This window comes from Rhodopirellula sp. SH410 (genome assembly GCF_055811895.1).
In genome coordinates, this window is the sequence record NZ_CM147949.1 from 196,324 (window position 1) to 213,756 (window position 17,433).

General features: G+C 55.5%; 10 protein-coding genes. 6 read left to right on the top strand and 4 right to left on the bottom strand.

Annotated elements, in window-relative coordinates:
• Positions 1-21 precede the first annotated feature (21 nt).
• Positions 22-1,413 (top strand): DUF1501 domain-containing protein, encoded by a 1,392-nt coding sequence (locus tag SH410x_RS00695; protein WP_473677441.1) that lies wholly within the window; start codon positions 22-24, stop codon positions 1,411-1,413.
• 439 nt (positions 1,414-1,852) lie between these two features.
• Here SH410x_RS00695 and ilvA read toward each other — a convergent pair whose 3' ends face one another.
• Positions 1,853-3,373 carry a threonine ammonia-lyase, biosynthetic gene (ilvA, locus tag SH410x_RS00700; protein ID WP_473673744.1) on the bottom strand — a complete coding sequence of 507 codons (1,521 nt, stop codon included), beginning with the start codon at positions 3,371-3,373 and terminating at the stop codon, positions 1,853-1,855.
• A gap of 348 nt (positions 3,374-3,721) precedes the next feature.
• Here ilvA and SH410x_RS00705 point away from each other — a divergent pair, with 348 nt between their 5' ends.
• Complete coding sequence (locus tag SH410x_RS00705; RefSeq protein ID WP_473673746.1) at positions 3,722-3,919, top strand: hypothetical protein; 198 nt, start codon at positions 3,722-3,724, stop codon at positions 3,917-3,919.
• Between the two features lie 171 nt (positions 3,920-4,090).
• Complete coding sequence (locus SH410x_RS00710; RefSeq protein WP_473673748.1) at positions 4,091-4,654, top strand: hypothetical protein; 564 nt, start codon at positions 4,091-4,093, stop codon at positions 4,652-4,654.
• Between the two features lie 682 nt (positions 4,655-5,336).
• On the opposite strand, the gene SH410x_RS00715 is transcribed toward SH410x_RS00710, so the two are convergent.
• The gene (locus SH410x_RS00715; protein ID WP_473673750.1) at positions 5,337-7,493 is read right to left on the bottom strand and encodes a lipase family protein; all 2,157 of its coding nucleotides are present in this window, start codon (positions 7,491-7,493) and stop codon (positions 5,337-5,339) included.
• Positions 7,494-7,683: 190 nt separating this feature from the next.
• On the opposite strand from SH410x_RS00715, the gene SH410x_RS00720 reads away from it, so the two are divergent.
• Both SH410x_RS00720 and SH410x_RS00725 read left to right on the top strand, forming a co-directional pair.
• The gene (locus SH410x_RS00720; RefSeq protein ID WP_473673752.1) at positions 7,684-10,617 is read left to right on the top strand and encodes a trypsin-like peptidase domain-containing protein; all 2,934 of its coding nucleotides are present in this window, start codon (positions 7,684-7,686) and stop codon (positions 10,615-10,617) included.
• A gap of 678 nt (positions 10,618-11,295) precedes the next feature.
• Entirely contained in the window at positions 11,296-12,612 is a 1,317-nt protein-coding gene (locus SH410x_RS00725) for a tetratricopeptide repeat protein (RefSeq protein WP_473673753.1), read from the top strand.
• A 285-nt stretch (positions 12,613-12,897) separates the two neighbouring features.
• Here SH410x_RS00725 and SH410x_RS00730 read toward each other — a convergent pair whose 3' ends face one another.
• Both SH410x_RS00730 and SH410x_RS00735 read right to left on the bottom strand, forming a co-directional pair.
• The gene (locus SH410x_RS00730) at positions 12,898-15,069 is read right to left on the bottom strand and encodes an ATP-dependent DNA helicase (RefSeq protein ID WP_473673755.1); all 2,172 of its coding nucleotides are present in this window, start codon (positions 15,067-15,069) and stop codon (positions 12,898-12,900) included.
• The gene (locus tag SH410x_RS00735; RefSeq protein WP_473673757.1) at positions 15,066-16,259 is read right to left on the bottom strand and encodes an N-acetyltransferase; all 1,194 of its coding nucleotides are present in this window, start codon (positions 16,257-16,259) and stop codon (positions 15,066-15,068) included. The genes SH410x_RS00730 and SH410x_RS00735 overlap by 4 nt, the downstream gene beginning before the upstream one ends.
• A 282-nt stretch (positions 16,260-16,541) precedes the next feature.
• Here SH410x_RS00735 and SH410x_RS00740 point away from each other — a divergent pair, with 282 nt between their 5' ends.
• The gene (locus SH410x_RS00740; RefSeq protein ID WP_473673759.1) at positions 16,542-17,411 is read left to right on the top strand and encodes a TrmH family RNA methyltransferase; all 870 of its coding nucleotides are present in this window, start codon (positions 16,542-16,544) and stop codon (positions 17,409-17,411) included.
• Positions 17,412-17,433: the final 22 nt, after the last annotated feature.

The following is a 17,433-nucleotide window of genomic DNA, read 5'->3' on the forward strand; positions in this document are numbered from 1 at the left end:
GAAAACCTGTCTCGTCGAGAAATGCTCTTGAAGGGTGGCGGGGGCTTCGGTGCGTTGGCCTTGGCGGGTCTATTGCAAAACGACGAAGCCAACGCATCGGAGCAGGCGGCGACATCACCGCTGTCCGCCAAATTGACTCATCATGCCGGCAAAGCGAAGAGCGTGATCTTCCTGTTCATGGATGGGGGACCAAGTCATCTAGACACGTTCGACCCCAAACCCGCTCTCGACAAACTGGCGGGGAAGCCCATCCCTGAAAGCTTTGGTCGTGTGATCACGGCAATGGGCGAATTTGACTCACCCATCATGCCGACGAAACGAAAGTGGAAGCAGCATGGAGAGGGTGGGCTGTGGATCTCTGACTGGTTGCCGCACACTGCAAAGATGGCCGATGAACTTGCCGTCATCCGCTCCTGTTGGACCAACGGTATCAACCATTCAGGCGGCATCTGCCAAATGAACACAGGGACTCAGTTCGCCGGTCGACCATCACTGGGCAGCTGGGTGACTTATGGTCTCGGTACCGAGAACGAAAACCTGCCAGCATTTGTTGTGATGCAGGAAGGCAAAGGACGTGTGATCAACGGTGCCCGAAATTGGGGGGCTGGATTCATGCCCGCGGTCTATCAGGGAACCACGATGCAGCGGCAAGGGCCTGCGTTCTCGGACCTCGTTCCTCCGAAGCACGTCGCGATGACTCAACAGCGCAAAGAACTCGACTTTCTTTCGCAACTGAATCGACGACACGCCGAATCCCGGCAGGACAACACGGACCTCGACGCGCGGATTCGCGGTTATGAACTCGCATATAAGATGCAGTCGCATGCTCCCGAGGCCGTGGACCTGTCACAAGAATCCGCCGCGACGCATAAGCTATACGGCATGGATGATAAGAAGACAGAAGGGTACGGACGTAATTTGTTGATGGCACGTCGACTCGTCGAACGAGGGGTTCGATTTGTGCAGTGCTACCATGGCGCCGGTAGTAAGTGGGATGCCCACTCCGATATGGAAGGGAATCATACGAGGATGTGCGGTGGCATGGATTTGCCGGTCGCAGGACTTCTCCAGGATCTCAAACAACGTGGATTATTGGACCAGACTCTGGTCGTTTGGGGAGGTGAATTCGGTCGGACGCCGATGAGCGAAAAGGGAGACGGTCGCGACCACAACCCAACCGGTTTCACGATGTGGATGGCCGGCGGTGGAGTCAATGGTGGGCAAGCCTATGGCACGACCGATGACTTGGGGCTTCATGCGGTCGAAGATCGCTTGCATGTTCACGATATCCATTCCACCATCCTGCATCTGATGGGTGTGGATCACAAAAAACTAGTGTATTTGCACAAGGGACGCCCGGAACGGATTGATCAAAACGAAGGCCACGCCTACAAGGAAATCGTATCGACATAGAAGTCGATTGAGGTGTGGCGTGGATCGTTCGGCGCCGCAAAACAAGTAAGGACCGAGCGGGGAATGACTGTCTGATATGGTGGTCGAACGCTCCGCGGTCGACCATTCCGACCGCGGAGCGTTCGGCCACTTATTTTCCGCTCGTTCCGAAACAGGTTGTCCGCCTCAGGCTGGTTGTTCGGTCAGCTTGCATGTTTCTTAGGCGGAACCGTTCTTCGCCACGTCCATAGGTGATTCCAGCCCGCTGGCGCCGGACGATCAACGACTCGGATCGGCTCTCTCGAAACGCAAGAGTCGTGGTGTCCCCGTGTGGGAGCCGACTCGTTCATAAGCACAAGCCATCCGTCGCCGACGGTGCATCACGATCGTGAACAGCGTTTCGTCAAACGATGATCCATCGATCGCTGGGGCGATCACGGGGAGGTCAACATCAGTGCTGTCATCGCAAGAACAGGCGGTAGACCGGGTTGTTGGACTCGTCGGTGCAGCGGTAACCCAGCGAGTCGATGAAGTCCGCGAACGCGGGCAGGTTGTCGTCAGGAACCTGGATCCCTACCAAGATGCGTCCGTAGTCCGCGCCTTGGTTGCGGTAATGGAACAGGCTGATGTTCCAGTCCGGGTGCATGGTTGAGAGGAAACGCATCAACGCGCCGGGGCGTTCGGGGAACTCGAATCGGTAAAGTCGTTCGTTCTCGCCCAGTCGGCTTCTGCCGCCGACCATGTACCGCAAGTGTGCTTTGGACAGGTCGTCATCGACGAGGTCGAGCGTCGCAAAACCCTCGGCGGTGAGTGCCTGGCTGATCTCCGGGACTTCATCACGATTTTGAATCGTCAGCCCCACCAACACGTGGGCTTTTTTTTCGTCCGAAAGCCGGTAGCTAAACTCGGTCACGTTTCGCTGGCCGATGGTTTGGCACAAACGCATGAAACTGCCTCGCGCCTCGGGAATCGTGACAGCAAACAGTGCCTCGCGCCCCTCACCCGCTTCGGCCTGTTCGGCAACAAATCGCAGCCGATCGAAGTTCATATTGGCGCCGCAAGTGATCGCGACAAGCTCTTCTCCAGCAAGCCGATGCTTGGCGATGTATTGTTTCATTCCAGCAATCCCCATCGCGCCGGCGGGTTCGAGAATACTGCGGGTATCTTCAAAGGCGTCCTTAATCGCGGCGCAGACGGCATCGGTATCGACGGTGACGTAGTCATCGACGAGTTCTCGCGTCAGCCGAAAGGTTTCATCACCGACTTGCTTGACAGCCGTCCCGTCCGAGAACAATCCGACATCCGCCAGTGGCACGGGCCGGCCCGCCCGAATCGATTGAATCATGGCGTCGGAGTCAGACATCTGCACGCCGATCACCTTGATCTCCGGCCGGACAGCCTTGATGTAGGCGGCGACTCCCGAGATCAGGCCACCACCACCAATGGCCACAAACACGGCGTGGATGGGGCGTTGGTGTTGGCGGAGGATTTCCATCCCGATGGTGCCCTGCCCCGCGATCACGTCGGGGTCGTCAAAGGGATGAACGAAGACGTACTGATGCTGAGCCATCAACTCCATCGCGTGAGCATAGGCGTCGGAATAACTGTCGCCGTGCAGGATCACCTCGCCGCCCCATGCCGCGACCGCATCGGCCTTGAGCGAGGGCGTCGTGACTGGCATCACAACGACCGCCCGGCAGCCCAACTGGCGCGCACTGAGGGCAACCCCTTGAGCATGGTTCCCGGCTGAGGCACAAATTACGCCGCGCGCCAGCTCGGCGGCCGACAGATGGACCATCTTGTTGTACGCCCCCCGCAGCTTGAAGCTATGTACCGGCTGCGTGTCTTCGCGTTTGAGCCAAATCTGATTTCCCAAGCGGGCCGACAGTCGCTCAGCCCGATCCAGCGGCGATTCAATCGCCACGTCATAAACGCGGGCGTTGAGAATTCTCTGCAAATAGTCCAGCAAGCGGGTGTCCATGGATACTCATTCTGATTCGGTGCAGCGTGTCCCAGGCGAGATCGCCTGTATATTGACGTGACCATGACCATCCTACCGAATTGCTTATTCGGTGCGAATGAGTAGGCAGGTTTCTCCGGGACGTCGATTCACTGTCACCGTACACGAGAACCGTTGTAGACGCGGGGTTTGGGTTGGCGGGTTTTGCTACCCGCACCCAACGGAGAAACCCCATGACCTATTCCGAAACCACGAACCTTCGGACACAGCGATTGCGGAGATTTGATCAAGCCGATACTACGGTTGCCAAGTTCTGTGCACGCGAAGGCGTCTCTCAGCCTTCGTGCTACAACTGGAAGCGAAAACTATGTGGATCTGCAGTCGAAACCGATCGTCAACTATCCGCGTCGTTCGCTATCAGGCGAAACCGACTGGCGGTCGATGACGCCGAACGTATGGAAGGCCGAGCACGCCGAATCGATCCGGCAATACCGCGACGACGAACGCCGCCAAGTCGCCGACCGCAAGAAAACCCGTCGTGCCCGCCACGGAATCCGCAAGAAGTAGTCGAGCCCAAGGAACCGACTGGATCTGGTGTACGGTTACGGTTTTGTCAAAGATCCTTCGGGTGATAGAGCAGGTCATTCTGGAATCGACCTCCCATGCACACGTGGATGCTCGGTACACTAGCACGGGATGACAGTTTACAACCAATGACAATGCAATAAAGGCCATTCAGTGCGATATGCCAATCGTCGCGGCGATACTTACTTCGCGTTTCAGGGCACCACTAAAACGGGCAAGCCCAAGTACTTTGCGTCCAAGAAAACCGACAGTCCGAAAGCGGAGCGTGTGTCCGAATTACCGAGTGAGTATGAGTTCTATGAGAACCCGATGAATGCAACGGTGGTGATACGTCGCCGCAAACAATCCGTGTTGACGACCGCCGAACGGAATCTACTCTCACGTCTCGCACTCGAACATTGCGAGGTCGCGTGCGAAGTCGTGATCGATGGCGATTCCCTGATCGTATACGCGGGCCCGTCCCCTTGTGACAACAGTGCGTTGGAAGCAATGATGCCCGGAATCAGCGTGACGCTCCAGCGTGGATTCAACCTTGAGCCCGGATTCAAATTCACGTTGGCTCAGGTCGAAGCACGCAAGTTTACAGTCGAGAGGTATTGCTATCGCGGTGCGATCGATGGTTGGTGGGAACTTCACGATCGGCCAGGCGTTCTGGAGTCGCTTGCGGTGAAGTACTTGCCTCATTTGGGACAAGAATCATTTTTCGAGCTGGTGTGAGGCGAGGTTCTTCTCGGAATTGAGTGGCTGGGGTGCCGGATGTTGGATTTTTCAGGCATTGACTCCTGCGTCCAATGAGCAAAAAAGGAAGTCCCCGACGGGAGCATTCCCGTCGGGGACTTCTCGCACCATGGGCGAGCTGTCGACCGAGATGTCCCTTCGCAGGCCAGCGTCCCCGCAGTGCCCGCGTCCGTTTTTCCCGGCACAATTCAGTGTGTCGCCTAACCTCTCGCGAGGCAAAGAAATTATTGGACGCAGGAGTCAATTCCTTGAAAATCCACCACGCTGTGTAGCCGCCCAGCAATCAAATCGCGATCTTCAGTGCCACTCAATTCCGAGAAGAACCCGAGGTGAATGGCTCGCTCGCAGGTGTGGTGCAACTCAGTCATGGATTCGATATTAGCTGGTCGCGTATCTGAACTTTTCCATCGTCAGTATCTTTTGCGAAACAGCAGCTCGAATGCTGGCGTCAGCACAGACGGACGGAGCCGTCTGGATAACAGTGTCGACCGCTGGCTCCGCCTGTCGTGAGAAATTAGCGTCGAATCGCTCCGGCTGATCGACGAGAACTGTGCTTTTGACACGAGCCTTGCAACCGCATCGTTGGCCAATACGCTATTACTTTGCCTGCTGGTTTTCAACTGAATCGAGGAAACCGCGAATCAAGAGTTCTCGCGTGGCTCTAATCCAATTGCTTCAGGATCTTTTTTAGATAGTTCGCCATTCTGTGGTCCAGGAAGCTTATTCCAGGAATAATGCCTTCGACGTTCGGTGTGTCGGAGTTGGTTGCTTCACCCATGGCAATGCTCGATTGCAACTCGCGGAATTCCGTCTCGGACATCGTCAGCGTTTCTGTCCCGTCTAAAGATGCAGTTCCCAAGCTCTCATTGGAAACTCCACCAAAGAATCCGAAACGGTATACTTTGCCGACATGAACGTACCCCGGCGGTACTTTGGCAATGAGATCGCCATCGTTCACGACGCGATAGAAACGGGAGCTATACCGCTGCATAAAGGTGCGGAAGTCTTTTTTGCCAACCGCAGGCTGACCGAATGTGTAGACACCAGACACCGAATATTTCTCATCAAATTCAGCCGCTGCGATCGTTGCAAGTGCCCCACCGAGACTGTGCCCCGTCAATACGAATGACTTACTCTTTGCATTGACTCTCTCGAGCACGCGGAGGATTGGGGCCTTCACTTGTTTCATACCGAGGTAGAATCCTTCATGCACAGATCCGTACTCCGCATTTGTGCTATAGACCGTCAAGTCCCGAACCCAATCGGCAGTCCCTGCAGTACCGCGAAACGCGAGCAGGACTTCATTTGCTGTTGAGGCGACGAAGCATTCTGTATCGTTGACGTGGATGAAATCGCAAGTATCGAAATGCCACGTGTCCAAGCATACTCTCTCGACACCCAACCTGTTTTGATACGCCAAATTGCTCGCGGCCCCCGTTGCTAGCACGGTCTCCCAGTCGAAGCTCGTTCGTCCCAGTGCGCTGGTGGAAAATTTTCCATATGCCTTTGCCACGGTCTCTGCTGCGGTGTCACCAAATATTCCTTCAACCCCTGCGTCTGCTGATGGCGGAGGTTGTGCTGCTCCGTCGGCAGGGGCGACTTGCGGCATGCCAAATGTAATCGTCACACTCAGCGGGATCGTCCAGGTTACGGAATTGCCCTGGACTTGGACACTTGGGCTTGCTGGCGGTTGCTGAGTTGGCTGTTTCGACGGTGAAGGTGGCGGTTGTTGAGGCGTGATCGATTGTTCTGTGGGAAATCCTTCAAGAGGCTGATCTGCGATTCGCCAGCGGCCTGCCCAGTCATCTGTTTGTTCGACATTACCGGCAAACCGGACTCCCGCATTCACAACGCGGCTATCTCGTGCCAGTTCATACGACGGGACTGCGAAGTTCGCATCGAGGTACAGCCCAGCGAAATGCAAAGCAACAACCTCGCCGGTGTTGATATCGATCACTGCCGACCCCGAGTTGCCTCCCAGGGTCGATGCGTCATGAGTGATTGCATTGACTTGATTTTCAAAACTTGTGATTTCTCGCCGCTGGCGAAGAAAACCTGGTTGCAGGCGTTTGACGTCGAATACGCCCCCAAATATTCTATTTTGTAGTGCAAGGTCGTTTCGTTGATCCTGCGCGGGATATCCGATGATCACGACGTCGCGGCCATCTAATTCATCAGGATGCAGGACCGACAGTTTCAGTGGCTTTCGCTCTTCGCGATGACCCTCAACTTGCAATAGAGCCATGTCCCAATAGGGATGGATCATTAATACCTGTCGCACTATCAGGCTTTCAACATCGCTGGGGATTTGCTCTCGCCGGAAATTGATCGCAGATCGATGGTTGGGTTTGAAACGCAATCCATGATCGCCCAGTCCTGCTGCAAAAATCTCCGCTACATGGCGGTTCGTCATGATCAAGTCCGGACCAACAATGAATCCGGTGCCGCCATATTTCCGAGAGATGTCGCCTGGCAGCTCTATCCGGCCCACAGACAGAATCGCATCCTTGATTCTCGGCTTGATTTCCTGGGATCCCAAATGTTCCCAAGGAGCTGACGGCGGGTGATAGTCGTCATTGATTACATATTGAGCTGGACGGAACTGCTGATGAATGATCGCCTCCAGCCCGATCGCTTCTACGGATTCAAGTACCTGATTCGCTTTGATCTTTTTCAACCCTCGCTCGGCAGCTTCCAAACCGGTCGACTCGGACATGCCCATCGACTCCAATTCTGTTCGTGGGTTCTCCAGCAGCTCCGGTGGAGCAACCTGCGGCAGCATTTTCCTCAACAATCGAGTCTTCTTTTTCAAGTCCATCGTCGATCTCCAGAAATTACAATGTGTATCTAGTATGCTAATAAGCAGACGCTCGATGACCGATTTCGGCTTCCCAGCAAACTCAAAATCCGTGGTTTGTTTGTTTAATCCGCCGGATAGATTCTAAGGTATTTGAGCATCAAATTGTTCAAGCCTAGAAATTTGTTTGCTGTACTTCGAAAGATCACCCGTGACCATCTCTGATTCGGAACGAAGATTAAGACTAGCGTGCCTGCTTACGAAGCTTGCCCCCGAGGGTTCGTTGGCGCAGTTGCAGGAATCGCTTCAATCCAGGGCATTTGGATCCGAATCACTCGAAGCAAACTCGGCGGGGGAGGTGCTGGAGTCTTTTTCGCTCGCTCATGGGCCCTCGAAAGCTATGGAAGGCCTCGATGTCTTGATTCAGAAAGGGCCTGATGGTTTGGACCGACAGCTCACTGAATCCCTCGAGGCTGTGGTGCACCTTCGTCTGCGTCCTGCTATCGACATTGTGAACGATCGTTTCGTCGAATTGTCTCCAGAATCGGAATGGAGTTGGCTCTCCGAGTCGAAAACACGCGAACACATCGAACGAAACATACGATCGATAGGCCGAATCGAATTGCCCGGCAAGGCGTTATTGCCCTTCGCAGGAACTGGTTTCGTTGTTGGTCCTGAATTGGTGATGACGAATCGACATGTGGCAGAAATTTTTGCCGAGCAGGACGCTGATTCGCTGATTCGCTTTCGGACCAGTTACACCGCGAACATAAACTTTTTTCATGAAATCCGTCCACGTGAAAGGGAGTTGGAGCAGATTTTGGCTGTCGAGGATGTCGTGATGCTTCATCCGAATTGGGATATGGCGTTGCTGAAAGTGAAAGGTCTTTCCGCACAGCAGATCCCGTTGCAGCTTTCCACCATTCATCCCGATGACTTGACGTCCCGCGATGTTGTCGTGATTGGCTACCCCGAAACGGATGATAGGGGAGACATCAACGAGCACAATCGAATTTTTGGCGGTATGTACGGCGTGAAACGTATGTTGCCTGGAAAGGTTGGAGGGTATCAGCGAACGGTAGGGCTGAAGGATGTCGTCGATGCACTCACCCACGACGCATCGACCCTGGGAGGCAATTCCGGTTCGGCCGTGATCCATGTCGCGACCGGCGAGGTTTTGGGACTGCATTTTGCCGGTGAATACTTGAAAACAAATTACGCGGTCGCCACCAAGGACTTGAGTCAGGACAACCGGGTCGTTGATATGGGAGTGAATTTTGTACAGCCACGGCAGCCGAGGTTTGGTAAACCAAGTCGGCTGAGAGTTGGAAGTCATATCGGTGATGGCGATGATCGGAGCGGACCTATCAGCGAAATTCCGGCGAAGTCTCTGTTACCTAATGGTGCCAGTGATCAACCGAAATTGACCGAACTGGACCATGTTTCTGAGAACGATAACTGGGAGGACGGCACCAAGGAAGTTGTTCCGAGACGCCACGAACCGACCTCACATGTTCGCGGAATTTCCGAGGAAGATGCGATCTCCAAAACGAACGGACCGCCGCTAGGTCCTGTGATCGCAGATGTTGTCCGTGTGCCCTCGCCAACGCCCGAGGCACTCATTGGCTCTTCGGTTGGCGGTGCGAGCACGGGAATCATAAAACTGTTCAGTGACGCGATCAAAACTCTTCTGGAGGCGCTTTCACCGTTCACTATTCAAGCTGAGTTGCAGGAAACCGTTTGGTACATTGAAGCTCATTTCCCCAGCGAGCTCCCACAATCGGGCTCGGGTGTGATGATCCGCCTGAAAGATTCGTCTGGAAGAATGGAGAACTTCGTGTTGACTTGCCAGCACGTCGTGAGAAACCTTGCCTACGGCAACTATTCCAGCGACATCCGTTGCTGGCGTCACAACGATGGCTACCATCCTGCGCAGTTCTGGCAAGCGAGTGTATCTGGCATCTCAGGCTCAACTCGAACGGATGTCTTTGAGGCCAAGGTTGCTGGCGGAAAAGACTGGGTTCTGCTGAGGGTCGAAAAGTTGGGTCAGTTAACCAGCGGCCTGCCCTTTGCTCCCGGTTTTGCAGGCGTCCATTTTGCCAAACGGTTCTGGCTGGTTGGATTTCCGGGAGGGACTCAGACGATGGCGCGATGTATCGTCAAGGCGGATATATCCCAGGAGTTCCGACTTTCGCGTTTGGACGCCACCACCGGAACATTGCCCCTGGCTGGATATGAGCGAACTGGGGGCGGTTTCAGTGGCGGCCCCTATTTAAAGAGCAACGGCAAGATTGTTGCGTTACATCGAAGTGTTAGGAGTACGAACCAGAGGCCTGTTGCTGTGGACGGCAAATCAATCCTGACCGCCATCAAGGATAGAGGCTGGGACGTTGTTGATACCGGAGACAAAGCTCCAATGCGATGGGCGATCCGCGCCGCCGTCGCGGTGGTTGTTATCGTGGTTTTTTACTTTTCGACACGCGCGCCGGATTTGACAATTACCGCGATCGAAGGAAAACAGGTGGATTTTGAATTGCCAGCGGAAGACTATTCGATCCTTCGTACGCGCTCACAAGTTCTGTCGAAGTACGATGCCAATCAACGACCTGCAATCACTGGCAAAACCTTCCGTTGGGCAAATCCAGTTTTTCACGAACGAAAACAAAGTTATGATCGCGCAGAACGGTTTGTTTCGACTTCGCATTTTCAGTATCAGAGGAAAATCTTCGGGATTTCGCTGCCAGTTGGAACGATTACGGTGCGTGTTCGAGATCACAAGGTATTTGCAAACTGTAAAGAATTCTATGATGCTCTAGAAAAAGAGTCTCCCGAAGAGTTTATGGAATGGTACGACGATTCCGAACTTCGGCCTCTGCTTACCATTCATTTTTTTGCCTCAAAAAAACCAGCTGTAACCAAGCATAGTGTTGTAGCCATGACGGTCTGTCAGGACCCAAGTATCCAGCTAACGTTAATCACCGATTCAGTGATTCCGAAGTCGCGAACGGATTACTTGATTCGCAAGAGTGACGGCCAGGATTTACCACGTGAGTTCACGTTTGAGGACGTTTATATCAGCAAAGATTCCAAACCTATTATCTCTAGTGCAGGGACGTGGTATATTGCCTTCGAGCGTTGCAAATAGATTCATTCCTTGTTTAGGAACACGCGAGAAACAAGTGGCCGAACGCTCCGCGGTCGGAGCGTTCGACCGCAATTTCAAAAATTAATTCACCGCTCATTCCTTACATACCTGGGTAATTGTCATCGAGGATTCGCTGCAAGGTGTCTGAGTCCACTGTTCCTTTAAGTATCGCTTCCTTGCTGACTCCTTCCTCAAGGTTCATGTCGGTGTCATTGCTGAGAAGATCCTTGAGGAACTTCTGAACATTGTATTCAGGTACACTGCGGGTATAACTCGATTCCACCGGAAAGACCTGGGTCACCCTTGCGCCGTGATCGAATCCCAGCGGTGCGACGGGAGAACGTCCGGGAAAAGCTGGGCCCTCATGCCCGACCGCTACTGTTCCGGCAGATGGTTGACACAGGACCACATTTGGTGGACTGGACGCGACGGGATTGCAGACCGTTGGCGCGCATGGGTTACAAACAACGGGTGCTGATTGACACCGGTTGTTGCGGCTTCCAAAACAACCTGCGTCCGCGTTGGTCGCGAACAAGCCCGATAGCATCGAGGCAATTGCCACTGATCGTAAAACCATCTTTCGTCCCCTTCTTTGTGCCTAACTCGATGTTTTAAACCGTAGATCAGACTACGATGATAGAACAACTTGAAGCACAAATCAAATCGGGGGGTGGCTGAATGGCTCACGCACTGTTTTTACAGATCTTTTGCACTGCTCTTTTGGTTGAAGTGGGGTTCGCCTACGAGCCAGGCGAATTAGTGATTGCGGCACGAAGTCTTGCTTTGCGGGAGCGGTCCAACGTCAATGACGAGGTGGCTGCGGGCCAGGTGCTTCGTGTTCTATCCGTTGCCGAGTCGCGTTTGTGGGTCAGTCGCGGCAAGCCGGGGTGGGTCGAACAAACTTGGGTGTTGCCGCTCGGTCAGGTCGAGGAATTTTTCAGCTCCGCCATTGAAGCATCGCCCACAGCTCAGAGTTACCTTGCCCGCGGAAATTCTCGACTCGCGACGGGAAACCACGCGGGGGCACTGCAGGATGTTCGCAAAGCGATGGAGTTATCTGGCGGGTCCGACGAGTACCTTGAGCCCCTTGCATACGCTCAGCTCGCATCGATGCAACTCACCGAAGCAGCCCAAACGTTTCAGCGTGTTCTGGCGCAGAAGCCTGATTACGTGTCAGCGTTGATGGGGCGCGGCGTCGCGTACTACCAGCTTGGCAACCATTCGGCGGCTCTGGATGATCTCAAGGACGCGATCAAAATTGAGCCGAGGCACGCGTTTCCACGCAAGTATCTTGGCGCGCTTTATTACGACCAATCGAAACTTGATCTGGCAAGCCTGGAGCTCGACGTTGCGATCGAATTGGACGCGTTGGATCCGTTTGCGAGAAAGGTTCGCGGCCGGCTGCATTTTGAGATCGGTGAATACCAGTCAGCACTCACCGATTTCGCGGTCGCGTTGAAGGCCGACCCCGACGATATTGAAGCGCTCACTGGTCATGGCATCGTCGCTCACGCGATTGGGGATGACTTGGAGTTGGCCAAGCAACACTTCAAACGCGCCGTCGAGCTAGGAACCAAGACAAGTGGCGATGCTTACCTGTGGAGCAACATAGGGCAAGTGCAAATGGAACTTGGAGAAAAAAACGTTGCCTACGAGAACCTCACCCGTGCAATTGAACTGGATCCCACGTTCAATGAAGCACGCAGCCATCGAGCCTTTCTATTGGCAAACTCGCGTGACGCAAACCACGAAGCGAGGAACCAAGCGAAAGACGATGTGATCAAGGTCTTCGCATCGGAGGGGCCAAGGTCATTTTGGGATTATCGGGCGCTCGCCGCAGTCAACGCAGCGATGGGAGACTTCTCTCGCGCGCATAAGTATCAACAACAGGCAGAAAAAATAGTTCGAAAGACTGGGCCTTTGCGTTTCATTGAAACCGCTGTTGAAGCAAAACTTCGCTACCGCAAAGAGGGGAATGTAGATGTCGAGAAATGATGAGATGAGATGAGATCGTTTGAATCAATTCGTAAGATGGAATGGTCAGGCTTCTGGGATGCCGAATTCGGCGAGCAGAGAGCTTGTTAAAGGCGGAGCGTGTTTGTTCAATTTCGATGACGAGATCTGGTGGCGGGGCGATCGGTCTTTTCGGCGAGAGAGAGATAGGTTTCCAGTCAAAATCACGGAGCACGACGCGTTGGTCGCGTGGCGATGCAGTCGTGCTCATGAGGGCTTTCTCCGGAATGGATTTCTTTGCAGGGTGACGGAGATTTCAGTGCGTGCTCACTGCTTCTTCGTCGGTTGCACGTTGAGGATTTTTAGGTCGGGGAGGGAGGTTAGGAAGCGGCGGCCGTAGGGTTTCGTTTTGATGCGTCCGTCGAGGACCACAACCATGCCTTCGTCGGTGCGGGTGCGGATGAGCCGTCCGAAACCTTGCCGGAACTTGATCACCGCTTCGGGGAGTTGGTAGTCCGAGAATGGGTTGCCACCCGAGGCTTTGATGGCTTCCAAGCGGGCTTCGAGCAGGGGGTGATCGGGAACCGAGAACGGAAGTTTGGTGATGATCACGTTGGTGAGTGCATCGCCGGGGACATCAACACCCTGCCAAAAACTATCGGTACCGAGCAGGACACCACGCGGGTTCTCGCGAAAGGCGTCGAGGAGCTGCGTGCGATTTTGCTCGCCAGCTTGCGAGTACAGCTGCAGGTCTCGTTCGATCAACCACGGCGTGATCGCTTCGGCGCAGCGTCTGAGCAATGCGTAGCTGGTGAAGAGCACGAAGGTGTGTCCGTCGCAGTACCCCGCAAAACGTTTGATCTGTTGCGGGATCGATCGTTCAAACTCTTCACGCTGCGAGGAGGGATCGGGCAAGCCATTGACGATCACCAGCTTGGCTTGCTTTTGATAGTCGAAGGGGCTGCCGACTTGCAGGTTCCGTCCGCCGGTTAGCCCCACGCGGCTGCGGAAGAATGAGAATCGTTGTTCGTCTCCGCTGGCCAGCGTCGCGCTGGTCATGATGACGGAGTCAATGTCTTCGTTCTGAAACAATTCGGTGCGCAGTGTTTGCCCGATATCGACGGGCGACGCGGATAGCGACACGCGGTCCATGCCGCGACGGTTGCCGGTCTTCTCGACCCAGTACACGCACTCATGCTCGCTTTTTTGGGCCAGCCAATCCCGCAGTCCGCCGGCGAGGGCGAGCAGGCGATCATGAGCGGACTGGAAATCCTGGCGGTCGGATTCGTTCTTTTGCGCGTCGGCATGAGCGCGAAGTTTCCGAGCGAGCTTCTCCATGGGCTCACTGAGCGGGTTGTCGACCAGGTTCGGATCATGGACGCGGCCGTTGCGTGATTTGGTTTGGTCGAACCAATCCAGTACGTCGGCGAACAGATTGCTGGCGGCATACCGGCACTGTTCGACTTGCGATTGCAAGCCTTGCAGGTCATGCGCGACGAGCAATCCCTTTTGCTGGCGATCGTTATAGAGTCGGTCGAACAGGTAGTCGAACTGGCCGCTGGTCAGCCGGATACCGAGGTGGTCACCCGCGACCGCTTCGATGGTATGGCACTCGTCGAGAATGACGACGTCGTAATCGGGCAGGAGCGAGAACCCTTGCCGCCGCATCGCCATGTCGGTGAAGAGCATGGCATGATTGACGATCATGACTTGGGCGTTCTGGGCTCGCCGCCGAGCACGAAAGTAAAAACAATTCTTAAACTCGGGGCATTTGCTGCGGAGGCAGTTCCCCGTGTCGCTGCGGACCTCGTCCCATACTGCACCGTCGGGCTTGACCGGCAGCGTGGCGAGCGATCCGTCGCCAGTCGTCTTGGACCAGGTTTGCACGCCGCGGAGCTGCTGGATCTGAAAGTCGTTGGCCATCAACGAGGTGGATTTGGCAACGGCCCGTTGCATGCGGCGGAGTGAGAGATAGTTGCCACGGCCCTTGACGAGGACGGCGGAAAACTCACGCGGGATCACGCTGGCGAGCAGCGGCACGTCTTTGCCCACGAGTTGTTCTTGCAAGCTGATCGTGTGCGTGGAAATCAGGACGCGGCGACGTTTGGGTTGTTCACCGGAAGATTGCTTGGCTTTGTCGGGATCGACCCGATCGTCGAGTTCGGCATCATCGAGTTTCTCACCGGCGGCCAGCGACTTGGCATCGGGTTGTTTGGCGCCCGCTGGCTTGCCCAATTCGCTTTGGTTGGCGGTCGCGTACAGGATGGCGGGGACGAGATAGGCAAAGCTTTTCCCCGTACCGGTGCCCGCTTCGACGACCAAGTGCTCTTTGGCTGCGATCGCAGCAGCGACCTCGCGAGCCATGTCGAGTTGTTGCTGACGGGGTTCGTAGTTGTTGAGCCGGCGGCTGATGCTGCCGCCGGGACCGAGAATCGCATCGACATCGAGATCCGGGGTATCCGGTATCGCGTTCGATGAGGGATCCGGCGGTGAGCTCATGAAGTGGAACCTGCGTCAGCGCCGGCGACCAGATCGGCTGCGGGTTTGCCGTCGACATCGCCGGAGGTCAGCGGGCGATCGTAGATGCGGTGCGTCTTGGTCGCCTTTGCCCCGCCCCGCTGGATCGTGCCGCGGGAGAGCTGATTGCTTTCGAGCACCCAGGAGAACTCGCCCATCTGGATGCCGAATTTAACCGCCGCTGGCACGATCGGGTACAGCGTGACCAGTCCGAGGCCCCATTTTTGATATTCCGGTAACACGTTTGCGCTGACCATCCGCAACCGCGTGAGCTTTTTGCGACCCATCAGGAGGTGCAGCCAACCGAACGGGAGTAGCTTTCCGCCGATGCGGCGGATGATGGGGTTGTAGTCGAGCAAGCCGAATCCGGCACCGACGGGTTTCCCATCGATCTCCGCGATGCTGGTCAGTTCGGGGACCAGCAATTGTTTCAAGCCGTTGCTTTGTTCGTCGACTTCGGCTTCGCTCATCGGAACGTAGCCCCAGGTTTGTTGGAGCGACTTGTTGTAGATTTCAAGGAAAATTCGCACGTCTTCCTTGAAATGGGAGCGGCGGATCGGTCGCGTCGACGTTTTGAAACGCTTCTGTGCCTCTTCGATGATGAACATCAATTTGGGATCGAGATGGTTCAGGATGTCGATGCTGGCTTCATAATTGAACACATCTTGAATTTTCTCGAATCCAGCGGCATGGATCAGCGATTCGTAGTAGGGATGGTTGTAGGTGATCAGGAACGTCGGCGGCGTGTCGAATCCATCGACGAGCAGTCCGACTTCATAGTTCAGGCTCGGGTGAATCGGGCCGCGGGCGATCGTCATGTCGCGTTGGGCGAGCCAATCGCAGGCGGTGTCGAGCAGCAGGCAAGCGGCTTCGGGATCATTCTCGCACTCGAAGAAACCGAAAAAGCCGACTTTGTCCTTGTGAGTTCGGTTGTGGGCGTGATTGACGCAGGCGAGCACGCGACCGACCACTTTGTCGTGGCGCAGGACGAGAAAGGTTTGACCCTCGGCATCGAGCCAAAAGGGATGGGGTTTGAAGCCGACGAGTTTCTTTCGCTCGCTCCATAGCGGGGGGACCCAATTGGGGTCGTCGCGATACAAACGTCGTTCGAGTTCGAGAAACGCTTTTTGATCGCGACGGTTCTCGACCGGGCGGCAGGTGACCTCCGACATGACAGGTTTGGTTTCGCTCAGGCGGGTGCGGAAGGGGGAAGGTAGTGCTGGACAGACAATCTGTGGGCAATCTGTGGGCAATCTGTGGGACGCTGGATTCCGTTGGGAGGATTCGTCGGTGGGCGTTCGCCCCGGTTACCCAAACGCTTCGCGTTCTACGCTGAAAACCGGGGCTAACACCCATCGGCTAATCGCGTTATACCCAACGGCTTCTTCATACCCGTCTAGAATAACAAACCGAACTCGATCAGCCCATTGCGTTGTCAGAAAGGAAGACCCCCCTTGGAAATTCTCCGCAGTAACCAAAACGCCACCATTCGCCGTCTGGTGGGGTTGCGTAATAACCGCCGCCGCCGTGCTTCGGGAGCGATTTTGGTCGATGGGGCGAGAGAAACTCGGCGGGCGATTGAAGCGGGGCTGGCCCTGCGTGGCTTTTATGAACAAGTCGACGCGGCTGGCAAAGCGATCGCGGATGGCCCTGATTGGCGGTTCCTGCGGAGTCATGCGGTCGAGGCCGGCGTGTATCGTGGCGTCGTGGGTGAGCTGTTTTCCAAGGTCTGTTACGGGGAGGCGGCCGATCGCTGTGTGGCGGAATTTGAGGCTCCGAGTGATCGTCTCGCGGATCTGCCGAGGCTCGGGCCGGGGTTGATCTTGATACTCGACGCCGTGGAGAAGCCGGGCAATGTGGGAGCGGTGTTCCGCACCGCTGATGCCACGGGAGCCTCCGCGGTCCTGCTGAGCGATTGCCCGAGCGACCGTTTCAATTCCAATGCCATTCGTGGGTCCTTAGGGGCTGTGTTTACCGTGCCCTCGGCGGCTGGTAGTCAAGCGGAAATTGCCGACTTCCTCGGACGCGAAGTTGACGATGTATTCGCGATGCGAGTGGAGGGGTCTCAGTCACTCTATGACGTGAGTTTACAGCCCGCGGGGCCCCACGGCCGGATCGCGGTCGTGCTCGGCAGCGAAGCGGACGGCTTGGGGCAGCGGTGGCAAACATGGCCGAAAGTGAATTCTGCTGGTGAGGCGGACGCCGCGGGCCGTTCGATCGGTGGCATCCATCTGCCGATGGCCGGCCGTGTCGACAGTCTGAATATTTCCGTATCCGCGGCCGTTGTCGCGTTTGAATTCGTCCGTCAGCAGCACAGTCGCTAGGAATCGCATCGTTGGAAAGGCC